The 13,023-nt window shown below is 37.5% G+C and carries 11 protein-coding genes; 7 read left to right on the top strand and 4 right to left on the bottom strand.

Translation table 11 applies throughout. The features are described from left to right. Position 1: 1 nt before the first annotated feature. Positions 2–1,024, bottom strand: coding sequence for an HlyD family secretion protein (locus ACORJQ_RS07665; protein ID WP_321323392.1), 1,023 nt, complete (start codon positions 1,022–1,024; stop codon positions 2–4). 488 nt (positions 1,025–1,512) lie between these two features. Between ACORJQ_RS07665 and ACORJQ_RS07660 the strand changes: the two genes are divergently transcribed. From ACORJQ_RS07660 to ACORJQ_RS07650, 3 genes are all read left to right on the top strand, one after another. After that, positions 1,513–2,388 (top strand): formylmethanofuran dehydrogenase subunit E family protein, encoded by an 876-nt coding sequence (locus ACORJQ_RS07660; protein ID WP_321323389.1) that lies wholly within the window; start codon positions 1,513–1,515, stop codon positions 2,386–2,388. Between the two features lie 638 nt (positions 2,389–3,026). Continuing rightward, positions 3,027–3,380 (top strand): YkgJ family cysteine cluster protein, encoded by a 354-nt coding sequence (locus ACORJQ_RS07655; RefSeq protein ID WP_321323387.1) that lies wholly within the window; start codon positions 3,027–3,029, stop codon positions 3,378–3,380. Between the two features lie 566 nt (positions 3,381–3,946). Continuing rightward, positions 3,947–4,273: a carboxymuconolactone decarboxylase family protein gene (locus tag ACORJQ_RS07650; protein ID WP_321323385.1), complete on the top strand. Its 327-nt coding sequence runs from the start codon at positions 3,947–3,949 to the stop codon at positions 4,271–4,273. Between the two features lie 98 nt (positions 4,274–4,371). Here ACORJQ_RS07650 and ACORJQ_RS07645 read toward each other — a convergent pair whose 3' ends face one another. The 3 genes from ACORJQ_RS07645 to ubiG all read right to left on the bottom strand — a co-directional run bounded on the left by ACORJQ_RS07645 (position 4,372) and on the right by ubiG (position 6,620). Continuing rightward, positions 4,372–5,088 carry an SDR family NAD(P)-dependent oxidoreductase gene (locus ACORJQ_RS07645; protein ID WP_321323384.1) on the bottom strand — a complete coding sequence of 239 codons (717 nt, stop codon included), beginning with the start codon at positions 5,086–5,088 and terminating at the stop codon, positions 4,372–4,374. 51 nt (positions 5,089–5,139) lie between these two features. Then, complete coding sequence (locus tag ACORJQ_RS07640) at positions 5,140–5,796, bottom strand: HAD family hydrolase (protein ID WP_321323383.1); 657 nt, start codon at positions 5,794–5,796, stop codon at positions 5,140–5,142. A 104-nt stretch (positions 5,797–5,900) separates the two neighbouring features. After that, the gene (ubiG, locus tag ACORJQ_RS07635) at positions 5,901–6,620 is read right to left on the bottom strand and encodes a bifunctional 2-polyprenyl-6-hydroxyphenol methylase/3-demethylubiquinol 3-O-methyltransferase UbiG (RefSeq protein WP_321323381.1); all 720 of its coding nucleotides are present in this window, start codon (positions 6,618–6,620) and stop codon (positions 5,901–5,903) included. A 237-nt stretch (positions 6,621–6,857) separates the two neighbouring features. On the opposite strand from ubiG, the gene gyrA reads away from it, so the two are divergent. From gyrA to hisC, 4 genes are all read left to right on the top strand, one after another. After that, complete coding sequence (gene gyrA, locus ACORJQ_RS07630) at positions 6,858–9,494, top strand: DNA gyrase subunit A (RefSeq protein ID WP_321323379.1); 2,637 nt, start codon at positions 6,858–6,860, stop codon at positions 9,492–9,494. Between the two features lie 130 nt (positions 9,495–9,624). Then, positions 9,625–10,719, top strand: a complete 1,095-nt coding sequence (gene serC / locus ACORJQ_RS07625; protein ID WP_321323378.1) for a 3-phosphoserine/phosphohydroxythreonine transaminase — start codon at positions 9,625–9,627, stop codon at positions 10,717–10,719. A 40-nt stretch (positions 10,720–10,759) separates the two neighbouring features. Further along, positions 10,760–11,851 (top strand): prephenate dehydratase, encoded by a 1,092-nt coding sequence (gene pheA, locus ACORJQ_RS07620; RefSeq protein ID WP_321323376.1) that lies wholly within the window; start codon positions 10,760–10,762, stop codon positions 11,849–11,851. Between the two features lie 44 nt (positions 11,852–11,895). Further along, positions 11,896–13,023 carry a histidinol-phosphate transaminase gene (gene hisC, locus ACORJQ_RS07615; RefSeq protein ID WP_321323374.1) on the top strand — a complete coding sequence of 376 codons (1,128 nt, stop codon included), beginning with the start codon at positions 11,896–11,898 and terminating at the stop codon, positions 13,021–13,023.

Genomic DNA, 13,023 nt, shown 5'->3' with positions numbered 1-13,023 from the left:
ATTATTTGCACTGGTGTTCGGCGCCTGGTGTGCCGGTTTGTCCTAATTTTATCGTTACGGTGGCAGGCATTCCAAGGCGTAATTCATTTTGCGGATTACAGGCAAAAACACGTGCAGAATAAACCAGACGAGTACGTAGTTCAGGTGTTTGCACATTTTTAGGGGTAAACTCGGCGGTCGGTGAAATAAAGCCTACCCAGCCTTTATATGTTTTATTGGGATAGCTGTCGGTATGAATTTCGGCAATGGAACCCAGCGCGATTTTACCTAAGTCGGTTTCTGGTAAATAGGTGCGTACCCAAACCGGATTGACAAGGGCCAAAGTAAAAACGGGGCTTTGTGGAAAAGCCATTTCTCCAGGTTGTAAGATACGATTACGAATAATGCCATCATCGGGAGCATATAAACTGGCATTTTTTAAGCTAACATTGGCAAGTTTTAGGCTGGCTTGCAAAGCGGCTAACTGTGCTTCTGCGGAAGCGATATCTTCTTTACGAGAACCTTCTTTTAGTAAATTAAGCGTCAGTTGAGTGGCCTGCATTTCATATTTTGCAGTATCGGCCAACATTTTGGCATTTTCGACATCTTCATCAGAAATCAGTTTGCGTTTAAACATCCCAGTTAGTCTATGTTCAGTATCACTCGCTGATTTTGCTTTAATTTGTGCTGCTTTAAGTTGAACACGTGCACGTTCAATTTCATCTGGTCGTGCACCGGCTATCAATTTATTAACAAGCTGTTTTTGTGCATCGATTTGAGCTTTAATTTGCTCTATATTTGCCTTGAGAGTTTCGGTATGAAGTGTGGCAAGTAATTGTCCTTTTTTAACATGTTCACCTTCTTCAACCAATATTTTGTCAATATGTTCGCTACCATTAAATGCTAGCTGAGCTTCTCGAATGTCAATATTTCCATATAAGGTCAACTTGAGAGGATCTGCTTGTTGCTTTTCTTGTTTCCAAACATACCAGCCGCCTGCAGCTATTGCCAGTATTAAGACAATCAAAATAAATACTTTTTTCATAAAAATCCTGTGGTGGTTGTTTGTTCAATTCAGCTATGGCAATATTCTATAAAAGTAAAAAGAAATTACTCAAATTTTAATTAGTAGTTTCAGTATACACCCTAAAAGTACGGTTTATTTATAATGACTCTGCTTAAATAATTGAGTTTTATGCTTAAAAGTGACAGCCTTTAATCCTTTTGAGCAATATAATTGCTAAGCCAAAATCATAGTAATCTTCCTGATGATTGCTGGCTTAATATGGCTTAATGTATATGGAAGATACTGCTAAACATTTTATACTCCCAAATTCTGAGTTGTATAGTTCTATTTCCTCAGCACTGGTCGCAATCCAAAGTATTCTCGGTGAGATTTTATTTGCTATTTTGCTTCTCCTAAAAGGAGGTTAAAGCAATAAAAACAATTACTTATTAATGCATGTTACGTTATGCTTTATTTGTTCTATTGAGTTTAATCGTTATCTCCATTTTCTGAAGAGGATGTTAAATATGAATATGAAACCACTTTTATTGATTGCCGTTTTTTTTATCGGTATTCATTCATCAGCCCAGGCAGAAGAACCTACCTATAAACAAGGTGTTAATATTTTTATAGAAACAGGTGTAACCCAGCCTGATCGAGTTCCTACTTGGTATGCACCTATGGTCGCTATGCCATATGCTCCTGTTTTTGAGATTCTTGCCACTCGTGGCACTCAAGGCCGATATTATCAACGTACTTATGCGGTAACTCTTAAAGACATGATTAAATGGCATGGTCATGATTGTGAAGGAACGACTCATGCGGCAAATAGTATGAAAATAGCATTTGAGATTCTTTTTCCTGATGGAATCATAGACAGGAGTGTTTTAAAGGCAATTTCTGGAACGGGGCCATGCTGGTCAGATGCGGTTGCCTTTTTGACTGGAGCACGTTTTCAATACGGAAATCTTGGTTTTTTTAAAAACAAGGATTACAACCATTCTGTTCTTTTATATCGCGAGGATACTAAGGTTGCCGTTTTAGCTACCTGGAAGAAGGGGATTAATAACATCCCAGGAGAGCCAGTCGTTCTTCCAGGGAAAATAAACTGGACCCCCAAAGTTAGTATGCAAGAAGTGATTGAGCTTAAAAATGAAGTTAAAAACGCAAAAGGGCATCCAAAACCATATCAGGTTGATCTATTGCGCTTTTACCAGTGGAAACATGTTAACGATGTGCTGAGCCATCCGCTTCATGATAGTTATCAAGCGAAGGTTATTAAGAACTTTAAGTGGGATGACTGGGTTGATAAGGATAAAGCATTTTCTAACCCGATTAAGCGTAGTGACATTAGGTTAAAAAACTATCCATACCGTAAAGCTCCTATTGTAGAGTCAAAATAGCCTACATACATTTGGTTTATGATGTTCTTGGCTAACAAGACCCTTGATACACAGTTAGTAGCACGGGTCTTGACTTGCATATACTCTATTTAAAACGCTTACAAAAGTATTGCGAAGATACTTAGTTAAGCTTGATTGATGTGATATTGATGTGATGGTGTTTAATAAGCCAAGGCATTTGTTTTAATATATTTATTAAGAACTTAATCAGATAAATTATTATATGAACGATTCATCACTGTTAATCAGGGATTGTTCTTTTAGTCTTCCTTTTTTGGTGAGAATATAAATTTACCAGGCCTGGTAAATTTCTTTTGCAGTTTTTGTATGAATTTAAAACATGCTATAGCTGTCATAACAGTTATATTTTTACTCAAGTTAAGGTTCTAGTTTGTTGAAACTATTTAACAAAGAGTAAAAAGCTTCGCTCTGAACACTATTGTCTGATGTCGCAAATAAGGTGATAACGTTATCAATGGATAAAACCAAAATAAAAAGTTGTCGTAATTTAACTAGCACCAAACTCTACCTGGAGAGCAAGGTGTTATGGCATTTTAAGAACTTATAGAAGTCGTTTGCTTCTAGGTAAATTAGCTATAGAGTAATCTTGTAAATAGCAGTACAAAAGGTAAGTATAAATGAATAATAATCTAGAGATTATTGAGCTACTACGCGATAACATTCCAACATTTGAATGCGTTAAGGGGTGTCATGATTGCTGTGGGCCTGTAACGACATCTTCAGAAGAAATGTCGCGTTTACCCGTCAAAACGGATGCAGAACATGATGCGGCATTAAGTGAATTAACCTGCGTACATCTTGGTCCTAATGGTTGTGAGGTTTATGAAGAACGTCCTTTAATCTGTAGGTTATATGGCACAACACCGCAAATGCTTTGTCCAAACAATTGCCGTCCAGATCAAATGGTTGACCCTGAAATTGAAAAGCAGGTTCATGAGTTTATTGCAAATACTAGGCAAGTTTTGGTTTGAACCTTTTGGTTATGTAATTAGATTAGAATTTTGGATTGGTTCATTGAATTGGGTTGTTGTAAAAAACATTACAGAAAAACTAAATTAGGTAAATTAGTATATGGGAGATTCATCACTACTTATTTGGGGGTTGCTTTTTAGCTCTTTAGGATTAGGTTTTTTTCTATATGGTAAAAAGCAAAAAACCATAATCCCATTATTGGCAGGCATCGCTCTTTTAGTATTTCCTTTTTTTGTAACTAATATTTATGTACTGGTTGTTACAGGCTCTATTTTGGTTGCCTTACCGTTTTTTGTAAAAATATAAAAATACAATCAGTGCATAAAACTGAAACAATTCAGTTTACCTATTCTTTATATCTTGTCGCTGAGTAAGATAAATGGTGAAACAACCAGCTTTTTACGGCTTTAAAAAATCATTCACTAATGAGTTAACTATCTGTAATAGCTTATTATTTACATTAAAGTCTTCTATAAAATTAATGATTTTATCAGTTGTATTTTGATGCCATTTGATTCATTGTGACTAAGGGTTTTAATCATTTACAATTCAAGGAGAGAGAATTATGGAAAGACTACAAGAGACTGGTGCAATGATGGGGCGGTTAATGAAAGACATGCCCAAACAGTTACAGAGTTTTGCTGCATTTGTTAAGGGTGCAGAAGCTGAAGGTGCCTTAGATGAAAAAACCAAACATTTGATGCTACTCTCTTTAGGAGTGGCTTTTCAGTGTTCTTGGTGTATTGCGGTTCATATTAAAGGCTGTGTAGACGCAAAGGCAACCAAAGAAGAGATTCTTGAAGCGGCTATGATGGCGGTAGTAATGGGTGGAGGTCCAAAATTAATGTATATCGAAGTGGTATATGAAGAGTTAGATAAATACTTTAAATAGTGAGTTTTAATTGTTTTTTTGTACTAAAGGGCAAGAATAGCGATTTTTGCCCTAATAATGATTGAGTCAATAATTACCAGGCCTGGTAAATTATTTAATTACAGTTTTTCTACTGTTCCAAAATCAGCCGTTGTTGTCATGATTGGTTTATCAAATATGCAATCTAAAACATAGCTTGCCATATCTTCTGCAGAAGTTAAGTTATTAGGATTTTCACCCGGAAAAAGTCTGCCGCGAGATTCAGTTGCAAAGGTTTCTAAGTTTGCTAAATAACAGTGTATGTTAGTCTGTTTAATTTCTTGAGCCACCGTTTTAGTAAGTTGTTCTAAACCTGCTTTAGCCACACCATAAGCTCCGTAATAAGCGGGGTGTTGTTTTACGTTATCATCCGTGATGGCAACCAATTTACCTTCGTTTGATTTTTTTAATAATGGCAAAGTTTGCTGAATAAGATGAAAGTTAGCATTAAGATTGGTATGCAACACTTCATACCATTGCATATAATCAAAATGCTCGATTGGGGTAAACGCGGGTAAAGTAGCGGCGTTTAAAAACACACCATCAATACACCCATATTCATTGGATAATGTTTCAGTGAGTTGTTTGTAATTATCAATATTCGCACCTAACAAATCCATTGGGTATAAGGCAACTAAATCTATATTTAAATCAGATTGTTCAATCTCATCGTAAAATGCATTGAGTCTTTTTAACTCTTTATCTAATAAAATCACCTGATAATTTAAAGACAAAAGTTTTTGAGCTAAGGCTTTGCCTAAGCCTTGGGCTGCACCAGTAATTAAATAGGTTTTCATATTAATAAAGTTATCCGTTCTTTTTTATGGGCTTGATATAGGCTTTATAGCTTATAGAGATTGAATATATTGTGAGACTTCAAAAGGGGTGTGAAAAAACAGATCGGCTGGCCAATCTTTTTCTGTGGCTTCTAAAGGTAAATAACCGTACATAGCAGCAGCGGTTTTCATTTTAGCGTTAATTCCAGCTTCAATATCACGCGGATGATCACCAATATAAATGCAATCTGAGGCGGCAACACCACACTGGTCAGCGGCAAAATACATTGGTTCTGGATTTGGTTTTCTTACCGATAGGGTATCACCACATACAATCGCTTTTGGCTCACTTTTAAAACTAAAGTTTTTAAGAAGTTCTTTGGTTAAATGTGTCGGTTTATTTGTCACAATGCCCCAAGGAATATCTTTAGCAGCAAGTGCATCTAAGCCGGAGTCTAAACCAGCAAAAATTTGTGTATGGTGATTAATATTATCAAAGTAGTGTTTTAAAAATACCTGTCTACGCTCTTCTAACTCGTCACCTTGTAACCCTGGGAAAGCAAGCTGCGTCATGGCTAAACCGCCTTTTGAAACCGTGCTTCTAATATCTTGATAATTGAGTACAGGTTGATCATATTCTTCACAAGTCAGTTTTAGAGCGTGTGCAAAATCGTAAGAGGTATCAAGTAGGGTGCCGTCTAAATCAAATAGAACGCATTTTATGGACATAAATTTTCTCAGTGAATCGTTGTTGTATGGCTGTTATTGTTATTTTATAAGTTTAGTAAATGTTGTTTATTGAACATTTAAGCTTTTATCGATCGAGCACTTTATTAAAGTGCTTTTTGATAAGCAAGTAGATAGTTGACACTAACGTCATGATTTAAGCCGTAACGATTAAGTAATGGATTAAATTCAATACCAGCTGAATCTCTTAAATAGAGGTCTGCTTGACGTGCCATTGCATCCATTTCAGCAGGAGTAATGAATTTTTCATGAGTATGAGTGCCTTTAGGAACAAGGTTTAATACTTGCTCAGCAGCAAAAATGGCTAATAAATAGGATTTGTAATTACGATTTAAGGTTGAGAAAAATACCCAACCACCTGGTTTAACACATTGTGCAGCGGCTTGAATAATAGCCGCCGGATCAGGAACGTGTTCTAGCATTTCCATGCAAGTGACGGTATCGTGTTTTTCTGGATTTTCTTCTGCGTATTGCTCAGCTGAAATTAACTGGTAATTTACTTTAACACCAGTATCCAATCCGTGTAGTTTAGCTACGGTTAATACTTCTTTGGCTAAATCAATTCCTGTTACATCTGCCCCCGCTTTGGCAAGAGATTCTGAAAGAATGCCTCCACCACAGCCAATATCAACAATACTTTGACCTTCAATTGGATGGTGTTTCTCTATAAATTCTAAACGAAATGGATTGATTTTATGCAATGCACCAAATTCACCTTCTAAATCCCACCAGGTATTTGATAAACGGTTAAAGTTATTGAGTTCATTTTGATCCGCGTTACTTGTCATTGTTTCTTCTAATGCCATGATGCTCTCTGAGGTGTTAATTTTAACTTCAAAGCCAAAATTATACGAGATTATGAAAATTGATTAGGATTAAATCGAAAAATAGCCGTAAAAATGCAAAATTTTAAATACAGACAGCCTTCACGGGATTTTTACCCATTCTCGACAGGGGGTCGAGAAAAATAATATTGTCGCCATATGAGCTTTATTTGCTATATAATCAGGTTTTTATAGTTTTACTCAAGAAATGGAAGTTGAATGTCAGAGTTTGCACGCGAAATTATTCCTATTGCTCTAGAAGATGAGATGGAGCAATCCTATTTAAGTTATGCGATGAGCGTAATTGTAGGACGAGCTTTACCCGATGTTAGAGATGGTTTAAAACCAGTTCACCGTCGTGTTTTATATGCGATGAGTGTACTAAGTAATGATTTTAATAAACCTTACAAAAAGTCAGCACGTATTGTCGGTGATGTAATCGGTAAATATCACCCTCATGGTGATACAGCAGTATATGACACAATTGTACGTATGGCGCAGCCATTCTCATTACGTTATATGTTGGTTGACGGGCAAGGTAACTTTGGTTCGGTTGATGGTGATTCACCTGCGGCAATGCGTTATACGGAAATCCGTATGTCCAAAATTGCCCACCAACTGTTAGCCGATCTTGAGAAAGAGACAGTAAACTTTACCGAAAACTATGATGGGTCAGAAACTGAGCCTAATGTTTTACCTACTCGTATTCCAAACCTGTTAGTCAATGGTTCTTCTGGTATTGCGGTCGGTATGGCCACTAACATTCCACCACACAATTTAACTGAGACGGTTAATGCCTGTTTAGCTTACATTGAAAACCCTGATATTGATGTAGCAGGTCTGATGGAACATATTCCAGGTCCTGACTTTCCAACACATGGCTTGATTAACGGTACGTCTGGTATTCGTGAAGCTTACGAAACTGGACGTGGACGTGTAAAAATCCGTTCTAAAACAGCGATTGAAACAGATAAGTCTGGTAAATCACAAATCATCGTTAATGAGCTTCCTTACCAAGTAAACAAAGCCAAGTTGATTGAGCGTATTGCTGAATTGGTTAAAGAGAAAAAAATTGAAGGTATCACTGGTTTAAGAGACGAGTCTGATAAAGACGGTATGCGTATCGTTATTGAACTTCGTCGAGGTGAAGTACCAGAAGTTATTATCAATAACCTATATAAACAAACTTCTATGCAAACCGTATTCGGTGTGAACATGGTTGCCTTGATTGATGGTCAACCAAAACTACTGAATTTAAAACAAGTGGTTGAAGCGTTTGTTAAACATCGTCGCGAAGTTGTCACTCGTCGTACAATTTTTGATCTTCGTAAAGCACGTGAAAAAGCCCATATCTTAGAAGGTTTAGCAGTTGCACTAAATAACATCGATGAAATGATTGAATTAATCAAAGCATCACCAAGCCCTGCGGTTGCAAAAGAACGCATGTTAGAAAAAGCCTGGGCAATTGGTGCTGTTGTTGATTTGCTAGAAAATGTCGAGATGAAAGACGTTCGTCCAGAAGACCTTCCTGAAGGCTTTGGTGCGGAAGGTGCAACGTATAAATTATCGCCTGCTCAAGCACAAGCTATTCTTGAAATGCGTCTACACCGTTTAACTGGTTTAGAGCAAGACAAAATCATTGAAGAGTACAAAGGGTTAATTATTAAAATTGCTGAATTTTTAGAAATTTTAAGAAATCCTGATCGCTTAACAGAAGTGGTAAAAGAAGAGTTATTAGAAGTCATTGAAAACTTTGGTGATGCACGTAGAACAGAAATCGATTACAGCTACCAAGACCTTGATGCAGAAGATTTAATTGCCGTTGAAGATCGTATTGTGACCCTATCTCAAGATGGGTATATCAAAACACAACCATTAAGTGATTACCGTGCTCAAAAACGTGGTGGTCGTGGTAAATCGGCAACAGCGATGAAAGAAGAAGATGAAGTAGGTCAACTATTTGTGGCGAGTACGCATGACATGCTACTTTGCTTCTCTAACAAAGGTAAGCTTTACTGGCAAAAAACGTGGCAATTACCATTAGCCAGTCGTGGAAGCCGTGGTAAGCCAATTGTTAATGTTTTACCGCTTGAAGAAAATGAACATATTACCTCTGTACTACCTGTAAATGAATTTGATGAGCGTGTAGTCTTTATGGCAACCCGTAACTCTATTGTTAAACGTGTTGCGTTAAAAGATTTCTCTCGTCCACGTGCTAACGGTATTATTGCGGTTGATTTATTAGATGATGATGAATTAGTCGGTACAGCTCTGACTGATGGCGAACAAGAAATTATGCTATTTAGTGATATCGGTAAAGCGATTCGCTTTAAAGAGAGTGATGTTCGTGTAATGGGTCGTACGGCTCGTGGTGTACGAGGCATGAAACTGGTTAATGCTAAAGTCATTAGTATGCAAGTGGCTAAACCTGAAGCCTTAATCTTAACCGCTACAGAACACGGTTTTGGTAAGTGTACACCAGTAGAGGATTACTCAACCATCAACCGTGGTGGTCAAGGTGTTATATCAATCAAGACCACTGACCGAAACGGTCCTGTTGTTGCCGCAGTATCGGTTTCACCTGATCAAGAAATCGTATTAATCACCAATAAAGCTACGTTGGTAAGAACACGTGTTTCTGAGATATCAGTCGTAGGTCGTAATACTCAAGGTGTCAAACTTATCAATGTTGGTAAGGGTGAGCAGGTTGTTGGTCTTGCTGTTGTCGACATCGAAGAGGATATGGATGAAGACGGCGTGATTGAAGGCGAAGTTATTGAAACCGTTAATACTGAAGAAAGCAACGAAGCTGGCTCAGGAAATGAAGAGTCGGCTGAGCAAGATTCAGCTGAATAATTAAAAAGTGATACCAGAAAGAACTTAATATCCTTAGATGTTAAGTTCTTTTTGCGTTATTGGTTTGGCAAGAGAGGGTTTTCTATTGAAATCAGCTTACCAGGCCTGGTAATTCTATTAAGGAAATATAATGTCAAGAGCATTTAACTTTAGTGCTGGCCCAGCAATGTTACCTGAAGCGGTAATGAGAAAAGCAGCGGCTGAATTTTTAGATTGGCAATCTACTGGCATGTCTGTCATGGAAATGAGCCATCGTAGTAAAGAGTACATGGCTGTTGCTCATAAAATGGAAGCAGATTTACGTGATGTAATGCAGATTCCTGATAACTATAAAGTTATCTTTACTCATGGTGGAGCCTCGTTACAATTTGCGGCGATTCCAATGAATTTAGCTGAGCAAAATGACACCGTTGACTATCTAAACACGGGTGTTTGGTCAACCAAAGCGATAAAAGAAGCTTCTCGTTATACAAATGTTAATGTGGTGGCCAGTGCTCAAGAAGCTAATCCGACCGAAGTCCCTGCACAGAGTGAATGGAAGTTTTCTGCTGATGCCAAATATATTCATATTTGTGTCAATGAGACCATCACTGGTTTAGAGCTTAAAGATGAACATTTAGAAACGATCTTTGCACAAGGTAAACCTGTTGTTGCAGATATGTCATCAAATATTATGTGCCGTGAAATAGACGTCAGCAAGTACGGAATGATTTATGCAGGAGCACAAAAAAATATTGGTCCGGCAGGTTTAGCTATTGTGATTGTACGTGAAGATTTATTAGGTAATGCTCGCAGTGATACGCCAACCCTTATGAACTGGGATGTTTATGCGAACAATGATTCTATGTTTAATACACCAGCAACCTATGCTTGGTATTTAGCAGGCCTGGTCTTTGAATGGCTTAAAGAGACTGGCGGTGTACACGCAATTGCGCAAATCAATGAACGTAAAGCACAAAAACTATATGATTATATTGACGCTTCAGGCTTTTACACCAATAAAATTAAAGTCTCTGAACGTTCTTGGATGAATGTGACTTTTAACTTAAATAACACTGAATTGGATAGTTTGTTTCTAGAACAGTCTAAAGCAGCAGGGCTGTTAAGTTTAAAAGGGCATAAAGCATTTGGTGGTATGAGAGCAAGTATTTATAATGCAATGCCAGAAGAAGGTATAGATGCTTTGATTGCTTTTATGAAACAATTTGCAACAGAAAACGCGTAACTTTTAGAACGATAGAAAATAATTTACAGCAGGCTTTTTAATGACGACTGAACAGGCACAATTAACAGAAATTCGTAACCAGATTGACGCGATTGATGCACAAATTCAAGAGTTGATTGGCAAAAGAGCTGAGTGTGCCCAAAAAGTGGCTGATATTAAAACCCAAGGTGGTAATGTTAATGCGGTTTTCTACCGCCCTGAGCGTGAAGCCCAAGTTTTAAGGGCGGTTAAAGAACGTAATACCAGTTTATTACCAGACATTGAAATGGCTAAGCTATTTAGAGAGATTATGTCCGCATGCTTGGCACTTGAACAGCCAGTTTCAGTGGCTTATCTTGGACCTGAAGGCAGTTATTCTCATGCCAGCGTAGTTAAACAATTTGGTTCTTCTGCTCATGCTGTAGCGGTTTCAACGATTGAAGATGTATTTGCCGCAGTTGAAAAAGGTGAAGCCAATTACGGTATTGTGCCCGTAGAAAACTCTTCAGAAGGCGTGGTTAAGTCAACTCAAAATGAATTAATGAAAACCAGTCTCAAAATTTCTGGAGAGGTGGATTTGCCTATTCATCACTGTTTGATGTCTAAAGCCCAATCTCATGATTCCATTCAAAAGGTTGTGGCTCACCAACAAGCATTAGGACAGTGTGAGGATTGGTTAAAAAACAACTTGCCTTGGGCTGAGATAGAAGCGGTAGACTCAAACGCCTTAGCTGCAAAAATGGCACAAAGTGATCCTTCTTTAGGAGCGATTGCTTCAGATCAAGCAGCACAGCTTTACCAGTTGAATATTTTAGAATCTAATATTGAAGACTTTAAAGATAACACCACCAAGTTTTGGGTAATCGGTAAAGAATCTACTCAGCCAAGTGGTGAAGATAAAACCGCGTTAATTTTATCAATCCATAATAAAGCAGGGGCTTTATTGGATATTTTAGGTTGCTTTAGCAAACGCAATATCAATATGACACGCATTATCTCGCGTCCATCAACGGATAAAAAGTGGGATTACATCTTCTTTATTGATATTTTAGGCCACAAAGACGACGAAAATGTAAAAAGTGCATTAGCAGAAGTAGAATCCAATGCAGCCTTTTATAAATTATTAGGTTCGTTTCCAGTATCACCGCTTTAATTTCACTGGTTTAATATCCGCAAGACGTTTAATTAGGTTTATATATGACAATAAATACAGGTTCTTTTTGTGATCAGGTTCAGTCACAGGTTTTAGGAATTCATCCTTATATCCCCGGCAAACCAGTTAATGAATTACAAAGAGAGTTAGGGCTTGAATCCATTACCAAACTGGCTTCAAATGAAAACCCGTTAGGTTGTAGTCAACAAGCCATCAATGCCATTCAAGTCGAGTTACAAAATATTTCTCGCTATCCAGATGGCAGTGCTTATGATTTAAAAGAGGTCCTGGCCAAGTTTCTGAATGTACAAAAAGAACAACTTGCCGTCGGAAATGGTTCAAATGAGTTACTTGAATTAGTTGCTCGTGTTTTTGCAGGGCCTGGTGATGAAATTATCTACTCACAATATGCTTTTGCCGTTTATGCAATATCTGCTCAAGTAGTCGGTGCAACCGGTATTGAAGTACCAGCAAAAGGGTGGGGGCATGACCTACCAGCTATGTTGGCAGCGATTACAGATAAAACAAAAATTATTTACATTGCTAATCCTAATAACCCAACAGGTACATTTTTTACACGTACTGAGTGGGAGAGCTTTATTAGCCAAGTACCTGACAAAGTGATTGTGGTTTTAGATGAAGCTTATGTTGAATATGCAAAATCATTTATTGATGAAGCTGATTATTTTGATGGTGTTGATTATTTAAAAGAGTATAAAAACTTATTGATTTCACGAACATTTTCCAAAGCTTATGGTCTCGCTTCATTGCGTTTAGGTTATATGGTTGGAAATAGTGAAATTATTGAATATATCAACCAAGTACGTGAACCATTTAATGTCAATCAATTTGCACAGGTTGCTGCTATTGCAGCGATAGAAGACCAAGATTTTGTTACTGAAGCCGTTAAAGTGAATCAGCAAGGCATGCGTCAGATTATTGATACACTGAGCGATTTAAATATTAACTATATTCCTTCAGTTGGAAATTTTGTTTGTATAGACCTGGGTGATAAAGCCCTACACCTCAATCAAAAACTACTTGAAGAGGGAGTGATTGTTAGACCTGTTGCCAATTACGGTATAAAAGATTATTTAAGAGTTTCAATTGGAACACAGATTGAAAACGCCCACTTTATTGATGCACTTAAAACCGTGTTAGCGGATAAATAA

Origin of the sequence: Thiomicrorhabdus sp. (assembly GCF_963662555.1) — a bacterium.
Lineage (GTDB): Bacteria > Pseudomonadota > Gammaproteobacteria > Thiomicrospirales > Thiomicrospiraceae > Thiomicrorhabdus.
The sequence above is the reverse complement of the archived record's forward strand: the minus strand, read 5'-3'. Positions and strand labels throughout refer to the sequence as shown.

Bases quoted from the DNA above. Each gene is read 5' to 3' on its own strand.
- ACORJQ_RS07665 (WP_321323392.1), bottom strand. From the start codon at position 1,024: ATGAAAAAAGTATTTATTTTGATTGTCTTAATACTGGCAATAGCTGCA.
- ACORJQ_RS07660 (WP_321323389.1), top strand. From the start codon at position 1,513: ATGAATATGAAACCACTTTTATTGATTGCCGTTTTTTTTATCGGTATT.
- ACORJQ_RS07655 (WP_321323387.1), top strand. From the start codon at position 3,027: ATGAATAATAATCTAGAGATTATTGAGCTACTACGCGATAACATTCCA.
- ACORJQ_RS07650 (WP_321323385.1), top strand. From the start codon at position 3,947: ATGGAAAGACTACAAGAGACTGGTGCAATGATGGGGCGGTTAATGAAA.
- ACORJQ_RS07645 (WP_321323384.1), bottom strand. From the start codon at position 5,088: ATGAAAACCTATTTAATTACTGGTGCAGCCCAAGGCTTAGGCAAAGCC.
- ACORJQ_RS07640 (WP_321323383.1), bottom strand. From the start codon at position 5,796: ATGTCCATAAAATGCGTTCTATTTGATTTAGACGGCACCCTACTTGAT.
- ubiG (WP_321323381.1), bottom strand. From the start codon at position 6,620: ATGGCATTAGAAGAAACAATGACAAGTAACGCGGATCAAAATGAACTC.
- gyrA (WP_321323379.1), top strand. From the start codon at position 6,858: ATGTCAGAGTTTGCACGCGAAATTATTCCTATTGCTCTAGAAGATGAG.
- serC (WP_321323378.1), top strand. From the start codon at position 9,625: ATGTCAAGAGCATTTAACTTTAGTGCTGGCCCAGCAATGTTACCTGAA.
- pheA (WP_321323376.1), top strand. From the start codon at position 10,760: ATGACGACTGAACAGGCACAATTAACAGAAATTCGTAACCAGATTGAC.
- hisC (WP_321323374.1), top strand. From the start codon at position 11,896: ATGACAATAAATACAGGTTCTTTTTGTGATCAGGTTCAGTCACAGGTT.